At 57.7% G+C, this 18,539-nt stretch carries 17 protein-coding genes and 1 tRNA gene; 8 read left to right on the top strand and 10 right to left on the bottom strand.

All coding sequences use genetic code 11. The features are described 5' to 3' along the window. The 4 genes from ACMLHZ_RS09135 to ACMLHZ_RS09150 all read right to left on the bottom strand — a co-directional run. Window positions 1-166, bottom strand: a 166-nt coding sequence (locus tag ACMLHZ_RS09135; RefSeq protein ID WP_418667450.1) for a response regulator, incomplete at its 3' end; no start/stop codon positions are given. Between the two features lie 22 nt (window positions 167-188). Then, window positions 189-1,070: a TraX family protein gene (locus ACMLHZ_RS09140; protein ID WP_418667434.1), complete on the bottom strand. Its 882-nt coding sequence runs from the start codon at window positions 1,068-1,070 to the stop codon at window positions 189-191. A gap of 203 nt (window positions 1,071-1,273) precedes the next feature. After that, complete coding sequence (locus ACMLHZ_RS09145) at window positions 1,274-2,644, bottom strand: sensor histidine kinase (protein WP_418667435.1); 1,371 nt, start codon at window positions 2,642-2,644, stop codon at window positions 1,274-1,276. A 4-nt stretch (window positions 2,645-2,648) separates the two neighbouring features. Beyond that, window positions 2,649-3,356, bottom strand: coding sequence for a response regulator transcription factor (locus ACMLHZ_RS09150; RefSeq protein WP_418667436.1), 708 nt, complete (start codon window positions 3,354-3,356; stop codon window positions 2,649-2,651). A gap of 154 nt (window positions 3,357-3,510) precedes the next feature. On the opposite strand from ACMLHZ_RS09150, the gene ACMLHZ_RS09155 reads away from it, so the two are divergent. From ACMLHZ_RS09155 to ACMLHZ_RS09165, 3 genes are read left to right on the top strand one after another with little or no spacing between them, the layout of a single operon-like run. After that, entirely contained in the window at window positions 3,511-4,275 is a 765-nt protein-coding gene (locus tag ACMLHZ_RS09155) for an ABC transporter ATP-binding protein (protein WP_418667437.1), read from the top strand. Then, entirely contained in the window at window positions 4,272-4,997 is a 726-nt protein-coding gene (locus ACMLHZ_RS09160; RefSeq protein WP_418667438.1) for an ABC transporter permease, read from the top strand. The genes ACMLHZ_RS09155 and ACMLHZ_RS09160 overlap by 4 nt, the downstream gene beginning before the upstream one ends. A 12-nt stretch (window positions 4,998-5,009) precedes the next feature. Beyond that, window positions 5,010-5,774, top strand: coding sequence for an ABC transporter permease (locus ACMLHZ_RS09165; protein WP_418667439.1), 765 nt, complete (start codon window positions 5,010-5,012; stop codon window positions 5,772-5,774). Between the two features lie 96 nt (window positions 5,775-5,870). Here ACMLHZ_RS09165 and ACMLHZ_RS09170 read toward each other — a convergent pair whose 3' ends face one another. From ACMLHZ_RS09170 to ACMLHZ_RS09180, 3 genes are all read right to left on the bottom strand, one after another. Continuing rightward, window positions 5,871-7,526, bottom strand: coding sequence for a hypothetical protein (locus ACMLHZ_RS09170; protein WP_418667440.1), 1,656 nt, complete (start codon window positions 7,524-7,526; stop codon window positions 5,871-5,873). Between the two features lie 1,446 nt (window positions 7,527-8,972). Continuing rightward, window positions 8,973-9,215, bottom strand: coding sequence for a hypothetical protein (locus ACMLHZ_RS09175; protein ID WP_418667441.1), 243 nt, complete (start codon window positions 9,213-9,215; stop codon window positions 8,973-8,975). Between the two features lie 97 nt (window positions 9,216-9,312). Continuing rightward, a tRNA-Pro gene (locus tag ACMLHZ_RS09180) sits at window positions 9,313-9,389 on the bottom strand. A gap of 173 nt (window positions 9,390-9,562) precedes the next feature. On the opposite strand from ACMLHZ_RS09180, the gene ACMLHZ_RS09185 reads away from it, so the two are divergent. Next, window positions 9,563-9,886, top strand: coding sequence for a hypothetical protein (locus ACMLHZ_RS09185; protein WP_418667442.1), 324 nt, complete (start codon window positions 9,563-9,565; stop codon window positions 9,884-9,886). 105 nt (window positions 9,887-9,991) lie between these two features. Here ACMLHZ_RS09185 and ACMLHZ_RS09190 read toward each other — a convergent pair whose 3' ends face one another. Beyond that, window positions 9,992-10,378: a MerR family transcriptional regulator gene (locus ACMLHZ_RS09190; RefSeq protein ID WP_418667443.1), complete on the bottom strand. Its 387-nt coding sequence runs from the start codon at window positions 10,376-10,378 to the stop codon at window positions 9,992-9,994. A gap of 286 nt (window positions 10,379-10,664) precedes the next feature. On the opposite strand from ACMLHZ_RS09190, the gene ACMLHZ_RS09195 reads away from it, so the two are divergent. Further along, on the top strand, window positions 10,665-11,525 hold the full coding sequence (locus ACMLHZ_RS09195; RefSeq protein ID WP_418667444.1) for an EamA family transporter: 861 nt from the start codon (window positions 10,665-10,667) through the stop codon (window positions 11,523-11,525). 102 nt (window positions 11,526-11,627) lie between these two features. On the opposite strand, the gene rpoN is transcribed toward ACMLHZ_RS09195, so the two are convergent. Both rpoN and ACMLHZ_RS09205 read right to left on the bottom strand, forming a co-directional pair. Next, on the bottom strand, window positions 11,628-12,890 hold the full coding sequence (gene rpoN, locus ACMLHZ_RS09200; RefSeq protein ID WP_418667445.1) for an RNA polymerase factor sigma-54: 1,263 nt from the start codon (window positions 12,888-12,890) through the stop codon (window positions 11,628-11,630). A 20-nt stretch (window positions 12,891-12,910) separates the two neighbouring features. Then, the gene (locus tag ACMLHZ_RS09205) at window positions 12,911-14,206 is read right to left on the bottom strand and encodes a serine dehydratase subunit alpha family protein (protein ID WP_418667446.1); all 1,296 of its coding nucleotides are present in this window, start codon (window positions 14,204-14,206) and stop codon (window positions 12,911-12,913) included. A gap of 206 nt (window positions 14,207-14,412) precedes the next feature. On the opposite strand from ACMLHZ_RS09205, the gene ACMLHZ_RS09210 reads away from it, so the two are divergent. From ACMLHZ_RS09210 to ACMLHZ_RS09220, 3 genes are all read left to right on the top strand, one after another. After that, on the top strand, window positions 14,413-16,509 hold the full coding sequence (locus tag ACMLHZ_RS09210; protein WP_418667447.1) for a sigma-54 interaction domain-containing protein: 2,097 nt from the start codon (window positions 14,413-14,415) through the stop codon (window positions 16,507-16,509). Between the two features lie 303 nt (window positions 16,510-16,812). Beyond that, entirely contained in the window at window positions 16,813-17,982 is a 1,170-nt protein-coding gene (locus tag ACMLHZ_RS09215; RefSeq protein ID WP_418667448.1) for a MalY/PatB family protein, read from the top strand. Between the two features lie 68 nt (window positions 17,983-18,050). Continuing rightward, window positions 18,051-18,539: dicarboxylate/amino acid:cation symporter (locus tag ACMLHZ_RS09220; RefSeq protein ID WP_418667449.1), on the top strand; the 489-nt coding region annotated here is incomplete at its 3' end.

Raw genomic sequence — 18,539 nt, forward strand, 5'->3', positions numbered from 1 at the left:
CGGGCATCATCACATCCAGCAGAATGCAGTCAGCCCAAGCGCACCGGTTTTCATCCACCTCGCCGCCCGAAGCCAACACTGCGACCCGGTGGCCGTCCCGTTCCAGCGCGGTTTTTACCAGCTGCCGCAAGTCCGCCTCGTCGTCCACCACCAGAATGTTCGCCACGCCCGCGCTCCTCCTTTTCGCTTTATTGCAGGATCAGGTACAGCCCCCAGCTCAGGGCATACAAAATGTAAACATGGGCGGGATAAAACACATAGAAAAAATGCTTCGAGATCTTTCCGCCCTTTCCTTTTTGTCCATTATAACACAGCATAAACAAAACCGAAAACACGCTGAACCATTCATAATATTGGGTAAACATGGCGCCAAGGGGTTCGCCCATGGCGCTCACCTGCAGCCACACCCGCACAAACCATACCAGCATGGTAAAAATCACATAGGTTCCCGCCTGAAGCCACTTGTGCCCCCGGCACAGGTAGAGCAGCAGCCCGGTCAAAATGAAAAACAGGCCGCCGTCGTTGATAAAGTTCCACATGGGCAGCACGGTGAACCCCAGCAGGGTGAGCCCGATCTGGGCCGCGCCGGGCAGGGGCAGCAGCCCCGCCGCCAGAGTGACGAGCAGCGGCCAGGCCAGCGGCAGCAGCAGCGCGGCCAGGCCACGCCCAAAACGCTTTTGCCGCAGCCAGTCCACCCCCTGTAGCATGGGCAGCAGAATCACAAAGTTCAGCAGCACCCCGTTGTAGGGGTAAAACCCATCCGGCCGCTGCAGCGCCGGCACAAACATAAACGCCGTCAGCACAGCGCCCATGGCCGCCCCAATGGCCCAGATGCGCAAAAAGTACCGTTTGCGGTCGTGCGTGTGGGCAAAGCCCTCCACCACACAAAACAGGAACAGGTTTGCCGACAGGCGCCCCAGCATGGTGAACGCCTCCGGCACCCAGCCTGTAAACCCAAAGAAATAATGGATGTGATCCAGCACCATCAAGCCCAAAGCAATCCATTTTAAAGCAGAGGTCGAAAGTCCTTTTTTCCTTTCGGTCTGCGGCAGCTGCAATGTTTCTTCCATCGCGATACACTCCTTCTTGTTTTTCTGGCACCAGTGTATCGCGCTTTTCTAAGGAAACCATAAGGCCGGGCAAAAAAATCCACAAAGTCTATAATTGCCGCTTTCTCGTTTGTTCCGTATCGGCCCAGTGCTTTGGAAAAGTCGTTTTGCCTGCCCAGTAAGCCAAGAGCACGCCCCGGGGCTTTCCCCCGGGGCGTGCTCTTTCATTCTTCTTCACAGGGGAAAAGCAGGGTCACCTCGCACCCCTTCCCGCTGCCGCTCTCTATTTTTATGCAGCCGCCGTGTGCCTGGGCGATCCGCCGCACAAGCGCAAGACCCAGTCCATGGCGGCTCTCCAGCCTTTCGTTTGCCCCATACGCTTCTGCCGCCCCATCCTGCGCCAGCGCCGCCAGCTTGCCCGGCGGGATGCCGATCCCGTTGTCCCGCACAGTAAGGGCCAGGCTGGCCCCTCTTTGCTCCAAAAGCAGCTCGATCTTACAGCCCTCAGGGTTGTGCCGGATGCTGTTCTGCACAAGATTTGCCAGCGCGCGCTCCACCAGGCGGGCGTCGCAGGCCAGCATCGCCTGCTGGGCGTTCGTGGCAATTTCTACTTCCAGCGAATACGCGCCGGCCAAGCCCCCGTTCAGTATCCCGGCGGCATAAGCCCGCATCAGCTTTGCCGCGTGCACCGGCTCCCTGTGCAGGGGCTGCATCTCGTATTCCAGCCGTGACGCCAGATTCAGATCCTGCACCAGCTCCCGGATTGCTTCTCCCTGCCGCCCGATCCGCTGTGCCTGGGTCCGCACCGCCGGGCTGGCGTTCTCGTCGCAGGCGATCCGCCCGGCATACCCCATGATCATCGAAAGCGGGGTGCGGATATCGTGTGAAACACCGCTGATCCAGTTCGCGCGGGCCTCGTTCTGCCGTGCCAGAAGGTGCGAGACCCGGTTCAGGCTGCCGGCCACCGGCTCCAGCTCCCCCCGCATCTTCAGGTCGATTCGTTCCCCCTTCGCCAGCGCCTCCACTGCTTCTATCAGGGGGCCTATGCCCTTCAATATCCTTCGTTTTGAGAAAAAATAGGCCGCGAACAACAGCGCAAGATCTACCCCCAGCATCACCGCCGCACAGCCGGGCAGCGCTTTTATAAATGCCATAGGCCAGTAATTCCGGGTTAGCTTTGTATAGCTCCCCTGGGGATATCCCAGCACCAACAGCCCATCCTCCGCAGTCTGCAGGAACACGGGGTATTCGGCCAGATACCCCTTTGCAAATACTGCCACCTGCTGCACGGTATACTCCTCCGGCAGCCCGCCGGGCAGGTTTGCGCCCCACAGCCGCTTTCCCTGCGGCGAAAGGAACATCGCCCACACGCCGCTTTCGGCCAGCCGCTGTTCCATGTCCGGATCGATACCCTCTGCCGAGCAGGCCGCCGCCGTCTCCTCCAGCCGGTTTTTTGGGGAACCCGCGCCGTAATCCCGCACGATGATGCCATAAAAAGAGCCGGCAAACACCGCCAGGTTCAGCAGTGCCAGCCCCAGCACGAACACCGCGAATCCGGCAATCTGCCTGGAAATATACCTTCCAAAATCCTTCAAGTCCTCAGCCGCCCCTTTCGCAGTTCAGCTTGTAGCCAAGCCCTTTGACTGTGATCAGGGAAACAGGCCGCGAGGGGTCGGCCTCGATCTTTTCCCGAATGCGCCGTATATGCGCGTTCAGGCTGTTTTCATAGCCAAAGGGATTTTCGCCCCACACCGCCTCACACAGCGCGTCCAACGTCACGATCCGGCCATCGTTTCGGGCAAGTGTTTCCAAAATGGAATGTTCCTTTGCGGTAAGCGGCAGAACGCTTCCGCCCTTTTTCACCTCTGCCCGGCTCAGATCCACCGTGCAGGCCGCCAGTATAAGCATCGGCGCCTCGGCTTTATAGCTGCGCCGCAGCACGGCGTTCACCCGCAAAAGCAGCTCCTGCGGCAAAAACGGTTTTACAATGTAGTCGTCCGCCCCCAGGGTCAGGCCGGCCAGCCGGTCCGCGGGCTCGTCACGCGCCGTCAAGAAAATGGCCGGCAGGTCCCGGAAGGTGCGCAAGCGCTCTAAAAGGCCAAACCCATTTCCATCCGGCAGCGTCACATCCAAAATGGCGAGATCCGGCTTCTCACGGCGCGCCGCCGCTTCGCCCTCCTGCACCGACGCTGCCGTGGCCACCGCCCGGAACCCGCCGTCCCTTAATATCTGCGCCACCAGCCTCAGCAGCTCCGGCTCGTCATCCACCAGCAAAATCTTTTTCTCTTTTAAAAAAACGTTTTCCACCGCCCGCGTCCCCCTCTGCTTTCCCTTATTGTATCACAACCTTTTCTTTGCGCGGGCCGGCGGCGCCCAAAAGTAAGGAAAATGTAAGGTCCGCAGAAAGCTGCCGTAAGGTGCGGGCGTTATCATAAACCCATCCAAAGAAAGGGGTGCACTTATGCAGAATATCATTGTCTCCGATCAGCTCACCAAGCGGTACAAACACTTTACGGCGGTGGACCGCGTTTCGCTGCATGTTCCCAAAGGCAGCATTTACGGCTTTCTTGGCCCGAACGGGGCCGGAAAATCCACCACCATGAAAATATTGTTGGGGTTGACCACGCCTACAGCGGGCAGTTTTGCGATCGACAGAAAGCAGTTCCCCAGGGATCGGGCAGCGATCCTCAAAGAGGTCGGCTCCCTGATTGAATCTCCGTCTTTCTACGCCAATCTGACTGGGCGCGAAAACCTTGAGGTGATCCGCAGAATTTTGGGGCTGCCAAAAGCCGCTGTGGATGACGCTTTGGAACTGGTCGGCCTGTCCGAGTTCGGCGACCGTTTGGCAAAAAAATATTCGCTGGGCATGAAGCAGCGTTTGGGCCTTGCCGGGGCGTTGCTGGGGCGACCGCCGATCCTGATTCTGGATGAGCCCACCAACGGGCTTGATCCGTCCGGCATCCATGAAATTCGTAATCTGGTGAAATCCCTGCCCAGCCTTTATGACTGTACCGTACTGATTTCATCCCACCTGCTGTCTGAGATCGAGCTGATCGCGGACAACCTTGGGATCCTTAACCACGGGCGGCTGCTGTTTGAAGGGAGCATGGATGATCTGCGCCGGCACGCCCTGCAGGCCGGCCTTGCCGCGGACAATCTGGAGGATGTGTTTCTTTCTGTGATCGAGATGGACAACGCAGCCAGAAAGCAGAGGGCCAAATTATGATTTCCCTTGTAATCGAACTTCGGAAAGAGAAGCGAACCGGTGTCATTGCCGTTTTGTTGCTCGTTGGCGTTTTAGGCGCAGCCTACGCATTTGCCAATTTTATTATTCGGAAAAACACGCTTCTCAATTTGCCCATGGCCCCCATGGATATTCTGCTCACCCAGCTCTACGGCGTAATCATGATTTTAAACATGTTTGGGATCGTTGTGGCTGCATGTATGATTTATAACCTGGAATTTAAAGGGGCGGCAATCAAAAAAATGTATATGCTGCCAGTCAGTATACCGGGGCTCTATTTCTGCAAATTCTTAATTTTAACGGTCATGCTTCTGTCCTCGGTCGCGCTGCAAAATCTGGCTCTGCTGAAAATCGGCATGACCAATCTTCCGCAAGGCGCCTTTTCGTCCGGCACACTGATCGCTTTTGCGGGATATTCATTCCTCACTTCCATGCCGGTTCTGTCGCTGATGCTGCTGGTTGCATCCCGGCTTGAAAACATGTGGGTGCCCCTCGGCGTGGGCGTTGCCGGTTTCTTGAGCGGTATGGCGTTGGGAACCTCAAAAGCCAGCCTGTTTCTTGCACACCCTTTCGTCATCATGCTGAAACCGGCAGTTACCATGAGTGCACAGCCTGATTTTTCCGTGATCGTGGTCGCCGTGCTGGAGACCTTTCTGTTCCTCGGGATCGGATTATGGATGGCGAAAAATGTTCGTTACGAATAAGGAGGGATGGAAATGAGTTTTCTTGAATTGCTGAAAATCGAGTTTATGAAAGTCAAACGCTCGAAAATCGTTCCTTTGATTTTTGTAGCGCCGTTGCTGGTTGTTGGCTCCGGCGTTGCAAATCTGAGCAGATATTTTACACCGGAATATACCAATGCGTGGCCTGCCATGTTTATTCAGAGCGCCCTGCTCTACGCCTATTATTTATTGCCTTTCAGCATGATCGTTGTTTGCGTCATGATCGCGGGGCGGGAAACACAGAACAAGGGGATCCTCAAAATGCTGGCATTGCCGGTGAGCCGCCAGGCTGTGTCGCTTGCCAAGTTTGGCGTACTGGCATTTTATCTGTTTATGGAAATGGTCGTGTTTTTAGTCGTTTTCGTCATTGCCGGCTGGGTTGCCACTTATACTTCCGGCATTACAGAAACCATGCCTGTGCTGTATCTCTTAAAATGGTGCGCCGGATTGTTCTTTACCATGCTTCCAGGCATGGCTGTTATGTGGGCGCTGACCGTCCTGTTTGAGAGCCCTTTGATTTCGGTGGGCGCAAACCTTCTTTTGGTTATTCCCGGCCTTCTGGCCGGTGCAACCCCGGTGTGGTTCCTTTATCCTTATTGTTACAGTGGGTATCTGGTATCCTGCTCTTTGCATAAGTTTACAGCGGGTGGTACAGGCAGGGGGTTCCAACTGTTTCCCTTTATCCCCTGTGCGGTGCTGCTGTTCGGTGCAGCCCTCTGCCTTGCAACGGCCCGGTTTGGCAAGCGGGAAATGCGCTGACCCGCAGTAAGCCTTATCACAGCCCTGCATAAACCCAAAGAACAAAAAGCCGCCCCCGGCCGGGGGCGGCTTCAATGTGGTTTTCAGGCCGATCGCTCAATTTTGGGTAAACTGCAGGTTGTCGAACTCCGTGAGCTCCTGGGTGCCGCTCTCGCGGGGGTAGTAGCTCACTTTCACCCGGTCGCCCTCGCGGGTCAGGGCCAGTTCGTCCGACAGGCTGCCTTGCACGCTGAACAAAAGCTCGGGCTTTTCGCTCAGCACCAGATAATAGGTGGTGCCGCTGGTGCTGTACTCGCTGCCAATGCGCGCCACCGTGCCGGTGAGCGTGGCAAGCTCGGCGTTGGCGTTGCCGATCTGCGCGCCGCCGGGGCTCCCCTTCAGCGCTTTTTCATAACTCAGCCGCGCCTCGGCTACCGTATCGCCCACGCCCACAGTCTGGTAATCCTCCACCGAAACATAAGCATACTGCTTAATCAGGCCCTCGGCGTCCTTCAAAGTCATAAAGTAGGTGGGGCGGCTGTTCAGGTTCACGATCAGCGGGAACGCCGCCTGGTACCCAAATTGCTGCACCTTGCCCTCGGCCGAGCGCTGGGCCGCCGTTTCCGTGGCGCCGCTGATCCGATAAAGGTGCGGCTCTTTGGTCACCATGTCCACCATCACAAACCCAATGGCGCTCTGGTCGCCGCCCACGCTGGTCAGGCCGGTGAACAGGTAGCAGTGGCCGTTGTTGTAGATCAGGGTGTCGCCCTCGCTGGTGCGGTATTTATCCTTATCGCTGAAATTCAGGTAGCCGTGCACAAACTCGCCCTTGTTGTTCAACTGGGTCATAATAAAGTTTTCCGGCTGCACGCGATCCACCCATTCGGGCAGCTCGGCAATGGCATAGCGCCTGCTCTCGCCGGTGGCGCAGTCCATCACGATCGCACCGGTCGCCTCCGGCAGGCTGAAGCCCCGCAAATACTGGTAGGTGGTGATCACCCAATAGGGCCGCCCGGTATCGTCCAGCTCAAAGCTGTAATCGGTAAGCCCGGTAAAGGGCGCGGCGGTAAAGCGGGCATAAAACAGCAGGTTCTGCCACAGATACGCCCCCGGCTGGTATTTCAGGTTGTAGCCGTCCACATACTCCACATCCTGGGGATTTGTGGCCGATACCACCACATACCCGGGCGTGCCCTCCATGTTGGTAAGCCACTTGAACACACCCGAGTGCAGGGTGGGCACCGCCCAAACCAACTTGCCGTCCACCTGCTGCAGGGTGGGCTCGCCCAACACCACCTGGCTGCCCAGGCTGGGCCGCTCGCCCAGCTTTTTGTCCGCCAGCTTGCGCGCCATCGCCTCGTCCACAATGGGCAGCTGGCTGGCGTCCACCGCCTTGAAGTCCTGCGCAAAATCCAGTTCCTGCAGGGTGGGCATCTGGTCGCGGAACGCGTTCACCTGAAAAATGAACGACGACCCCACCGATACCAGCAGGTAAACGGCCCACACCGCGCCCACCAGCACAACGGGCCAGCGCTTGGCATTTACCGCTTTCACAAAATGTACTCCGCCGGGCACCCCTGGCATGGCCCCCGGCTCGGTGACGACCCGGCCCAGCTTGTCCAATGTAAAAATGCCCACCAGCACCGTAATCAGAACACAGTAAAGGAACGCCGCCTCGGGGTAGAGTGGGTTCAGGTTGGGGTGATTGAACAGCACGTACAAAGCGAACAGCAGCAGGGTAAGCGCCACTGCCTTGCCTTTCCATTTCTTCATCAAAGCTTCCTTTCTCTCGCGGCCTTTTTGCTGCAAGCCGCCCAAAAACGATGTTATAAAGTATTATAGCGTGATTTGGACAGATGTAAAGCAAGGAGCGCAAAGTTTTACAGGAAAGTTCCATTTTCAGCGGCTAAAACGTTTCTTGTCTCCTGAAAGCGGGGGGTGCCCGGCATAAGCGCGCACCTTCTCCCTTTGTTCCGGCCGCCGGGGCCTGTTTCACCCCGGCTTAACCTTTTCCTGCACCTTTGCCATAGTAAAGCTAGGAACCGTAGGAGTGGCGGCCTTGCCGCTGACCTCTGGCGCTCTGAGCACAGCGGCTCCTTTTTAATGTTGCCATCCCTGGGGGCGTTGGATACACTAAGAACAACAGGAGTGAATTCAAGTTCCGCTTCGGGCGTATGGCTGATGGTGCTTTGCACAGCCGCCTCTTGATAAGCCCCTGTGTTTTTTATCTATTTTTAGAAGTATAGACGGTTGCCAAACGATGTCCTATGCCCTTTACCGTCTGGGGCTGCCTCCGCCACCCAAAGAACTTCTTCTGAGCTTGGTCTGCACAGGTCTGCTAAAATCGCGCTAAACTTTTTTACAAAAAGCCGAATTCAAAAGCACTAAACTGCACAAAAGCGAAATACACATATTAATATTTTCTTCATCTACACAATACGAAGGATGTGAAATAATAATTCTATTCTTACTTTTTATGCAGACGGATGTAAGTATGTTGGAGAGGTAACTTTTAAACAAAGAACGATATGTTAAATTTGCAAATCCAGCAAACCACGAATACGGATAGAGCCCTTCAACAATTTTCAGCCGCTGGCCTCCGCTTAAGCGGTTCACATAGATCAGGTAGTACTGGCTGCTATGCATATACTTGGATTCATGGCATCTTGCCAAGACCTCGTTCATTGCAGAACGCAACAGTTGCTGTGAACTGGGATGCCGCAGAATGTCAATGTAATCCCCACATAGGATACTGTAGGTGCTTTCTTTGTCCAAAAGCGGAATTAACTTTTCAAATATATAATATCCATAGTCGGAAGAATTAATTTGGCTTGAGTCAATAACAAAGCATGTCTCAAATTTGTCCTTATCTTGATTTGGAATCAAAGCGCCTTTTAACGCATCATAAGAGATGTTTTTCAGTGTTAACTGTTTATCTTAAATATTAAATCCATCCTGGATGGCTTCATAGACATTCTCATCACTAAGTTCCAAACAAGATTTTAGAACAGGATATAAAAGATAGCCTTTTGCATCAAAGGTAAAAATCATGACGTCCCCTCTCCCTGTTAATTATACTGATTGCATATAGTTTCTTCAGATAATATGAAGGATTATTAAAAGAAAAGCTACATTTCAACCTTATAAACGAGGCTAAAATGTAGCTTTTAACTTGTCACAATAGCGAAAAAATGTTTTTTGTGTTAAGCAGGGTTGTGCTCATTTTGCGTGCTTCTTCTCATCTTTCAAGGCTTTCATATACTCTGTTGAGCTGCAATTCGGACACCGCAATTTCCTATCTTCAGCGGCATTCACTGCTATCAGTGAACGTAAAAAGGTTGGTTTAAAAGGACGGTGACATTTGGGGCATATATAATGGTATTTCCTCCAAACATAAAAATGAATTAACAGAGCACCTATAATAACTCCGGCAACAAGAATCCAAATTACATTGTCTGCCATAACACGCACCTCCTATTATATAAATAACCTTGCGTTCAGTATACCACAGATTTGGACAAAAAAAGACATATCTTCCCCTTGACGGAAGATATGTCTTTGGTCCGAGTGGCGAGAGTCGAACTCACGGCCTCTTGAACCCCATTCAAGCGCGCTACCAAACTGCGCTACACCCGGATGTCACACTTGGCGACGAATGATATTATAACCCAGCCTGCGTGATTTGTCAATGGGCTTTTGCCGGTTTTTTGTTTTGTCGAAAAATGCATGCAAATCTTAAAAGCATTTGGGCATACTACTCACAAGGCGGCACAAGCGCCGCGAAAAATGCCAGTTTAAAGGAGCGTTTGATGATGAACAAAGAATACCAGGGTTACGAATATCCCGACCACCACGAGGATCAGAACTCCATCAGCGAAGTGGACACCCCGGAACCCCACCAGCCCGGCTATACCCCGCCCCGCGCCGACGGTCTGGTGGAGGAAGCCGATGCAATCTACGAGGGGCTTGGCATGGGCGCCTATTATCTTTCATTATACGAAGATGAACACCCCACAGCCGCCGAAAACTGCGGCTGTGCCTCCAAAGGCAAGCACAAAGTGCAGCCTCTCGGCCCCGATCAGTGCGGTCCCGACCAATGCGGCTGCGGCACCGGCGAAGAACCTCTCGAGTGATCCTTTCCCGGCGCCGAACAAGTCTTGATGTGAACCGCATCCGCAAAAAGGCGGCCGGCCTGCAAAAGGTCCGTGCCGCCCCTTTTTCTGCCGTTTCCGCCCGCGTCAGTCCGCCGGGCGGCGCAATTTTTCTTTTGTTTTGGGCGCCCATTGTTCATACCCTGCGATTTTTTTATCCAGCCGGTTCAGCACCGCCTGCATCTCTGCAACGCGCTGGGCCAGCTCACCGCGCTGCTCCACAAGCAGCTCTTTGCGCGCGGGAATCGTCGCATCCCCCTGGCGGAACAGCTCCATGTACTCGATCAGCACTTCAATGGGCAGCCCGGCCCCCCGCATACATTTTATAAACTCCACCCAATTGCAATCCTCCTGGGTGTAGTCCCGTATCCCGCCGCTGGTGCGGCGCACCGGCGGCAGCAGCCCAATGCGCTCATAGTAGCGCAGCGTGTCGGCGGAAACACCAAATTTTTTGCTCACTTCGGCAATGGTCATAAAAACACCCCCGCTGTTTTTGTCGCCTTTCCATAACGGACCGGCCTTTATTTTTATTATGATAAAAGCACCCGTACCCCGCCCTTTGCGGAACAACCGCCACAGAGGTGCAAAAAACAGCCCTCGCTTCGCTGCGGTTATTTTTATTGCTTTTATTCTATCCCTTAAAGCCCACTCCAGGTCAATAGCCCTGCTGCCTTTTCCGCAAATTTTATTCACTGCTTTTATTTTTTTCTTTTCCCTGCTACAATAAGACCATCCATTCCAATTTTCAGGAGCGAGTGCAATGTGGATTTTATTTGCCTTTGGTTCCGCCCTGTTTGCCGGTCTCACCGCCATTTTGGCCAAAATCGGCATCCACAGCACCGACTCTAATCTGGCCACCGCATTGCGGACCGTGGTGGTGCTGGCGTTTTCCTGGCTGCTGGTGCTGCTGCAGGGCAGCTGGCAGGGGCTTGGTCAGATCAGCGGGCGCACCTTTGCCTTTCTGATCCTCTCAGGGCTCGCCACCGGCGCCTCCTGGCTGTGCTATTTCCGCGCCCTTCAATTGGGTGATGTGAACAAGGTCACTCCCATCGATAAATCCAGCACCCTGCTCACCATATTTCTGGCCTTTGTCTTTTTTCACGAGCCCATTGGCCCGCTCAAGGCAGCCTGCATCGTTTTGATCGGTCTGGGCACCTGGCTGATGATCCAAAAAAAGCCCGTCGCCCAGGCCCGCCAAACAGGGCGCGGCTGGATGTTCTATGCGCTTGCCAGCGCAGTGTTCGCCAGCCTCACCTCCATTCTGGGCAAGGCGGGCATGGAACACATCGACTCGAATCTCGGCACCGCCATCCGCACCATTGTGGTGCTTTGCATGGCCTGGGTGGTGGTCTTCATGACCGGCAGGCAGCGGGAGCTCCGGCAGATCGGCCGCAAAAGCTGGATTTTTTTGATCCTTTCCGGATTTGCCACCGGCGCCTCCTGGCTTTGTTACTACCGCGCGCTCCAGCTCGGTCCGGCCAGCGTGGTGGTACCCATTGATAAACTCAGCATCCTGGTAACCATCCTCTTTTCCCGGCTCGTTTTTCAGGAGCACCTCAGCCGCAGGGCAGGGGCCGGGCTGGCGCTCATCGTGGCGGGCACCCTGCTCCTTCTGGTCTGAAACGTTTTCCCCCGCTTGCCGCACCGGTGTCCCCGGATCCGTCCGCAACGAGCACCGCTCCGCCATGGCCGATAACGCCATAACGGAACGGTGCTCTAGCATTTATTCCCGGCGTTTGCGCCTTTTGCGATACCCCGCCGCCGGAACTCCCATCTGTTCCCGGTATTTTGCCACCGTGCGCCTGCCCACCGCCACGCCCTGGGCCGCCAGGGCATCGGCCAGCGCCCGGTCCGACCAGGGCTTCGTGGGGTCTTCCTGTTCCAGCAAACGGCGCATGCCGGCCTGTACCTGGCTTGCCGAGCTTCCCCCTGCAAGGCCGTTGCAGAACAGCTCCTTCAGCGGAACCGCCCGCCGCGCCCACAAAAAGTATTTGTCCTTTACCGCGCGGCACACGGTGGATTCGCTCAGTTGCAGCTGCCGGGCAAGCTCGGCCTGGGTCAGCGTTTCAAGGGGCGCATTGTTTAAAAACCAGGCCTCCTGCCGCTGCACCAAAAGGCGCGCCACCCGCAGCAGGGTGTCGCTGCGCTGCTCCACCGCCAAAAGCAGCCGCCGGGCGCGCATGCTCTCCTGTTTCAGATAAGCGCGGACCTCCGGTTCCAGGGTGCGCGCCGCGCCTGCATAGTCACGGCACAGCTCCAGCCTCCAGGGGCGCAGTTCCCGCACCCTGAGCAGCCCGTCCTCGCACACCACTTCCAGGTCCGGCCGCACATACTGTGCTTCCCCGCTGCAAAACGCCGCGCCGGGCTTTGGCTGAAGGGTGCGGATGTAGGCCGCGGCTTCCTCCACTTGGGGCCGGGAGGCGCCCAGGCAGGCTGCCAGCGCGCCCATATCGCCCCTTCCCAGCTCCTCCAGCCCGCTTTCGATCAGCTCCGCCGCCAAAGGGGGCGCATCCCCTCTTCGCCGAAGCTGCAGCAGCAGGCAATCGGCCAGGTCCTGTGCAAACACCCCTGCCGGTTCGTAGCTGCGAAGAATGTCCAGCGCCGCCTGCACCCTCTGCTGTGAAACGCCCGCCGCCCGCGCAATGGCGGCGGGCCGAACGCGCAGATACCCGTTTTCGTCCACAAGCGCGATCAAATGCTTTGCCAGCCCCTTGTCCACCGGCCGCCGCTCGGCACCCAGCTGCTCCTCCAGCTCTTGGGCAAGGCTCACGCCCGCCGCGCCCGCCAGGTTCTCCAGCGCCGGCTGGCCCGCCGGCAGCAGCGGCATGGAATATACGTCCCCCGTCAGCGCGGGGTTTCTCTCCAGTTCCTCGTTTACCGTTTCCAACAGCCGGTCGTTGCCCATGGCGAGCAGCTGCAGCGAGAGCTGCAGCTGCCGGTTCAGCGCCAGCCTCTGGCTTTGCTTTTGTTCGGTTTTAATCGCCATACCGCCGGCCTCCCCGCTGTTTACAAGCTGCCCTGGTCCTTTTCCATCATAATCCTCAGAATGGTCCGGTCGGTCTCCGCCATACCCGGGTTGCTCACCCGCCCCATATTGCGGATCGCCTGTTCCGGGGTGGCGGCGCAGATCCCGTCGGTGGGGGCAAGCGCCACGCTGTTTATTGCCAGATAGGCGCACATCAGTGCCGCGCTGGAGGCAGTAGCCAGTTTGAGTGCGCAGCCGATCTTTCCTCCGTCACAGATCATCCCGGTCAAATTGCCGCTCATGTTCACAATCGCAGCGCCGATCTGGTCGTCGCTGCCGCCCATCAGCCACACCATGGCCGCGCTGGCCGCTGCCGCGGCGCTCACCCCGCACCCGCAGGTGGCGCTCAGCTTTCCGGTGAACAGCTTGATGTACACATTCAGCAGATGCGAAAACGCAAGCGCCCGTGCCGTGGCGTCCTCGCCTGCTTTCAAATGCTCTGCCATTTCCATCACCGGAATGATCGCCGTGATGCCGTGGTTGCCGCTGCCGGCGCTGCTCATCACCGCATAGGGGCATCCGCTCATGCGGCCCTCCGCGCTGGAGGCCACCCGCACCATGGTGTTCCCCATCAGCCCATCCCCCAGCATACCCGTTCCCAACTGGCCCTTCAGCGTGTCGGCAATGCCAATGCCCAGCCGGTGCTCCAGGCCATAATCGGCCAGAGCGCCGTTCATCCGGGCGCCCTCCAGCATAAAATCCAGCTCGCCCTCCTCTGCCTGGTCCACAAGGTGCCGGATCCCGGCCACGGTCATGGCTTTAAGCTTTTCGTGCAGCTCGTCCCCGCCGCCCTGCGCACACTCTTTTTCCAGCAGCACCCGGCCGTCAGCGCTGGTGAACACGATGTTGGCGTGGGAATTGCGGATCACGCTCACTCCCATTCCCCTGCCGGTGGTGACCTGGGCCCGCACATACAGCTGTTCCTCTTCCCCGGCCACCGTCACGCTCACTCGGTTTTCCTCCACCAGGCGCACCGCCGCCGCCCGCACCTCGTCGCTCATGGCTTCCAGCAGCTGCAGGCCTTTTTCCGGGTTCTCCAAACAGGCGCCCAGCGCCGCGGCATATTTCAGCCCCACCCGGTCAAAACCGGGAATTCCCACCGACATCCCGTTTTTATAAACGCCCGGGCTCGCCTGCACCTCAATGCAAAGCACCTCGCCCCCCACGGCGCGGCGCGCGTCTGCCGCAGCAAGCGCCACACACACGGGTTCGGTGCAGCCCAGCGCCGGCACCACCTCCTGCCGCAGCAGTTCCAGCATTTCCTGTTTTGTCAACATCGCAGTATCTCTCCTTCCCCGCCGGCCGGCGGTACCATTAAAATGGTTTCATCTTCCTATTAAGCAATTTTTATTCCAATTATATCATGCCATCAAAATATTTTCACTTTTTCGCGCTTTTCCTTGACATTTTAACCCGGAATGCCGCAAAATAAGAAGCGCAGGCAAAAAATTGGTTAAACAAATTGGTCAAAGTAGGTGTTCCAATGAAAAAATCTGTGGCGATCGTTTCTCTGGATGCCCGGGCCGGGCAATTTTACGCGCAGCAGGTCCGGGATCTCTTCGGAGACCGTGTTTTTGTGACCTCCTACAGCGTGCGGGACGGCTCGGTCGCCCGCCTGAAAAAAGCCGATCTTTACATGGTTTCCACCGATGCGTTCGAGTCGGTGGGCGATCTGCACCAATATGTGCCCATCAACGGCGAGATCATGGAGATCCAGGTCACCTTTTTGTGGGAGGTCGTCCGCCAGCTGCAGCAGCTGCCCGCCGGCACCCGCGCCCTGTTTGTGAACCTGAGCGACAAGATGGCCCGCGAGGCTGTGAGCCGCCTGAATCAGCTGGGGGTGAACCAGCTGGAATTCGAGATGTTCTATCCCGGCTGCACAAGCCCCGCCGACGCCGCGGGCTTTGACCTGGTGATCACCCCGCAGGAACAGCGCTATGTACCCGCAGGTGCAAAAAAAGTAATGGACATCGGCCAGCGTGTCTGCACCGCCTCCACCATGACCGAGGCCGCGCTGCGCCTGGGAATGGACGAACTGCTGGAAAGCCCCCAGTTCCGCGCCTACCAGGCGGCGGTGGCAGCCAACACCTACAGCTACGACCAAATGTTCAACCGCAGCCGCCGGCTGGAAAGCCAGTTTGAGCTGCTCATGGAGATCCTGGACGAAGGCCTGGTGGGCGTTACCGAGACCGGCGAGGTGTTCGCCTGCAACAAAAAAGCCGAAGAGATCACCAAGGTCAGCTGCAAGCTGGCGCTTCACCGGCGCGCCGGCGAGGTATATCCCTTTATCCCGTTTGTGGAATGCCTGAAGGCCAAAAAGCCGCTGCCCGCCCGGGTGGTGCGGGCGGGCGGCGCCAATGTAAACGTCACGGTGGCGCCGGTCCTGCGGGGCGGCGAATGCATCGGCGCGTTTGCCAGCCTGCAAAGCTTTAACGATGCTGAAAAGCGCCAGAACGAGCTGCGCAGCCAATTGCTGCACAAGGGCCTGCGGGCCAAATACACCTTTGCCGACGTGCTGGGCTCCTCGCCCGCCATCCAGCGCAGCGTGAACATTGTAAAGCGCATGGCCGCCACCGGCCTGCCCATCCTGCTGATCGGCGAGACCGGCACCGGCAAAGAGCTCTTCGCCCACGCCGTGCACAACGCCTCGCCCCGGGCCGCGGGGCCTTTTGTGGCCATTAACTGCGCCGCTATGCCGGAAAACCTGCTGGAAAGCGAGCTGTTCGGCTACGAGGACGGGGCCTTCACCGGCGCCCGGCGGGGCGGCAAGCCCGGCCTGTTTGAGTTCGCCCACAAGGGCACCCTGTTTTTGGACGAGGTGGAGGGTATGAGCCCGGCCCTGCAGGTCAAACTGCTGCGCGTTTTGCAGGAGCGCGAGATCATGCGGGTGGGCGGCAACCAGATCATCTGCGTGGACGTGCGCATCGTGGCCGCCACCAACGAGGATCTGGAGCAGCGCGTCGAAAACGGCAGCTTCCGGCGCGATCTCTACTATCGCCTGAACACTCTGCCGGCCCTGATCCCGCCCCTGCGTGAGCGGGGCGACGACCTGTTCCTGCTTCTGGATCACTTCCGCCAAAAAAGCGGGGTGAATTTTGAACTCTCTCCCCAGGTGCGCGGGCTTCTCGCCAGCCACCAGTGGCGCGGCAATATCCGGGAGCTGCGCAACGTGGTGGAATATTTCAGTTATACCGGCAACCAATTGATTCTGCCCGGTGATCTGCCTCCCACCTTCCGCTACCTGCCCCGGCAGGAGCTTCCGGGCGCTGCGGTGCCCGCGATTCCCGCCAGCGCCGCCCTTCCCGCGCCGGCGGTTGGCCCCGGCCCCGCAGCGGCGGATGCAGCAGCCCGCCGTTTCGTGCTGCACCAGCTCTATGCCGCCGATTGCCGCGGCGCGGCGCTGGGGCGCGAGGCTATTTTGCAGGCGGCCCGGGCCGAGGGCTTTCCCCTTTCACAGCAGGAGGTGCGGCGCATTCTGGCCGCTCTTGCTGCCGAGGGGCTGGCCCGCGTCAGCCGGGGGCGGGGCGGCACCCGCCTCACCCCCCAGGGCCGCAGCGCCTGCCAGCGGGGCGCCCTGTGATCCCCGCCGCTTTTGGTCAAAGTTATCTCAACCAATTTCAACCAATTCTTTTGGCGTGATTTTTGAAACTGTTGGATGCCCTGGTCCTGGCCCTGCCCAGGATCAGGGCATTTTTGCCAAATCCATCTTTTGGTTTTTGTAAATGCTTCCAAAATACTGGTATACCGAACAATTTCTCGTGGATATTTTTAACCTTTTCTTACTTTTGGCACGGAAATTGCTTAACTATTCAGCAACAGCCGTTTCATTTTTTTGAAACCGCTCCACACTTCATACAGCAGGAAAGGCAGGTATTCTAACTACATGAAATACGATTTCGACAGGGTCGTGGACCGCAGCAACAACCGCGCGGCCAAATACGACGAGCGCACAAAAAAGTTCGGCACAGACAAGGTGATCCCCCTGTGGATCGCCGACATGGACTTCCAGACCGCCCAGCCCGTGATCGACGCGCTCACCGCCCGGGCGCAGGAGGGCATCTGGGGCTACACCAGCCGGCCGGCCAGTTACTTCAACGCCATCTGCGGCTGGCAGCAGCGCCGCAACGGCTGGACCATCGACCAAAGCCTTGTGAGCTGGAGCCTGGGCGTGGTGCCCGCCCTCAGCGCCCTGGTGCGGCTGTTCACGCCGGACGGCAGCAAGGTGCTCATCCAGACCCCCGTCTACTCCGAGTTTTACGATGTGACCGAGGCATGGAACCGCACCGTGGTGGAAAACCAGCTGGTGGAAAAAGACGGCCGCTGGACCATCGACTGGGCGGACTTCGAGGCAAAGCTGCCCCAGGTGAGCATGTTCCTGCTGTGCAGCCCCCATAACCCGCTGGGCATCGTGTGGACCCGCGAAGAGCTCACCCGCATGGTGCAGCTGTGCCGCAAATATGACGTGCTACTGGTGAGCGACGAGATCCACTCCGACCTTATCTTCCACGGCAAAAAGCACATCCCCACCGCCAGCCTCTCCCCCGAGGCTGCCGCGCAGGTGATCACCTGCATCTCCGGCACCAAGACCTTCAACCTGGCGGGGCTGCAGGCCTCCACCACCGTGTTCCCGAACCTGCGCATGAAGCAGATCTACGACAAATTCTGGGCCTGCATGGACATCCACCGCAACAACGCCTTCAGCCTCACCGCCATGGAGGTGGCCTTCAACGAGGGCGAGGAGTGGCTGGAGCAGCTGCTGGAATACATCAGCGGCAACTTCGACTTCATCCGCAGCTACTGCCAGGCCCACATCCCCCAGATCCGCCCCTCCCTGCCGGACGCCACCTACCTTGTCTGGCTGGACTGCCGGCAGCTCGGCCTTTCCAACGACGAGCTGCGCCGCTTCATGATCGAAAAGGCGGGCCTCGGCCTGAACGAGGGCTGCAGCTTTGGGCGCAGCCTGTCCGGCTTCATGCGGCTGAACGCGGCCTGCCCGCGCAGCGTGCTGGAACAAGCCCTCAAGCAGCTGGAATCCGCTGTCAGGGCCCTGTAACACTGGTCTTTTGCGGGCCCGGCCCCGGGCGCGCTTTGGAATGCAATAAGAGAAAAGGAGAGTAAATCATGGCAAACAAAGCGACCAAGAAAAAATCCTTCTGGGAGCAGTACAAGCTTCCCATCCTGCTGCTGGGCGGCATCGCAGTGGGCTCCATCCTGGGCATCGTCTCCCCCGCGGCGGGCAAATTTGTAAAGCCCGTGGGCGACATCTTTTTGAACCTGCTGTTCACCATCGTGGTGCCCCTGGTGTTCGTGTCCATCGCCTCCGCCGTGGGCAGCATGCTCAACATGAAGCGCCTGGGCAAGATCCTGGGCAGCACCATCCTCACCTTCCTGGCCACCGGCGCCGTTGCGGGTGTGTGCGTGCTCACCTGGGTCAATATCTTCAGCCCCTCCGCCGGCACCAACATCCAGATGGGCGAGGCCGAGATGGGCGAGATGCAAAGCGCGGCCGACATGCTGGTCAACAGCCTCACCGTGAGCGATTTCCCCGACCTTCTCAGCCGCAGCAACATGCTGCCCCTGATCGTGTTCGCCATCATCTTCGGTTTCTGC

The sequence above is a fragment of the Allofournierella sp. genome (assembly GCF_048388525.1).
In the GTDB taxonomy this organism is placed as follows: Bacteria; Bacillota; Clostridia; order Oscillospirales; family Ruminococcaceae; genus BQOK01.

Excerpts from the sequence above, each read along its gene's own strand:
- ACMLHZ_RS09140 (WP_418667434.1), bottom strand. The coding sequence starts at position 1,070 with ATGGAAGAAACATTGCAGCTGCCGCAGACCGAAAGGAAAAAAGGACTT.
- ACMLHZ_RS09155 (WP_418667437.1), top strand. The coding sequence starts at position 3,511 with ATGCAGAATATCATTGTCTCCGATCAGCTCACCAAGCGGTACAAACAC.
- ACMLHZ_RS09160 (WP_418667438.1), top strand. The coding sequence starts at position 4,272 with ATGATTTCCCTTGTAATCGAACTTCGGAAAGAGAAGCGAACCGGTGTC.
- ACMLHZ_RS09165 (WP_418667439.1), top strand. The coding sequence starts at position 5,010 with ATGAGTTTTCTTGAATTGCTGAAAATCGAGTTTATGAAAGTCAAACGC.
- ACMLHZ_RS09170 (WP_418667440.1), bottom strand. The coding sequence starts at position 7,526 with ATGAAGAAATGGAAAGGCAAGGCAGTGGCGCTTACCCTGCTGCTGTTC.
- ACMLHZ_RS09175 (WP_418667441.1), bottom strand. The coding sequence starts at position 9,215 with ATGGCAGACAATGTAATTTGGATTCTTGTTGCCGGAGTTATTATAGGT.
- ACMLHZ_RS09185 (WP_418667442.1), top strand. The coding sequence starts at position 9,563 with ATGATGAACAAAGAATACCAGGGTTACGAATATCCCGACCACCACGAG.
- ACMLHZ_RS09190 (WP_418667443.1), bottom strand. The coding sequence starts at position 10,378 with ATGACCATTGCCGAAGTGAGCAAAAAATTTGGTGTTTCCGCCGACACG.
- ACMLHZ_RS09195 (WP_418667444.1), top strand. The coding sequence starts at position 10,665 with ATGTGGATTTTATTTGCCTTTGGTTCCGCCCTGTTTGCCGGTCTCACC.
- rpoN (WP_418667445.1), bottom strand. The coding sequence starts at position 12,890 with ATGGCGATTAAAACCGAACAAAAGCAAAGCCAGAGGCTGGCGCTGAAC.
- ACMLHZ_RS09205 (WP_418667446.1), bottom strand. The coding sequence starts at position 14,206 with ATGTTGACAAAACAGGAAATGCTGGAACTGCTGCGGCAGGAGGTGGTG.
- ACMLHZ_RS09210 (WP_418667447.1), top strand. The coding sequence starts at position 14,413 with ATGAAAAAATCTGTGGCGATCGTTTCTCTGGATGCCCGGGCCGGGCAA.
- ACMLHZ_RS09215 (WP_418667448.1), top strand. The coding sequence starts at position 16,813 with ATGAAATACGATTTCGACAGGGTCGTGGACCGCAGCAACAACCGCGCG.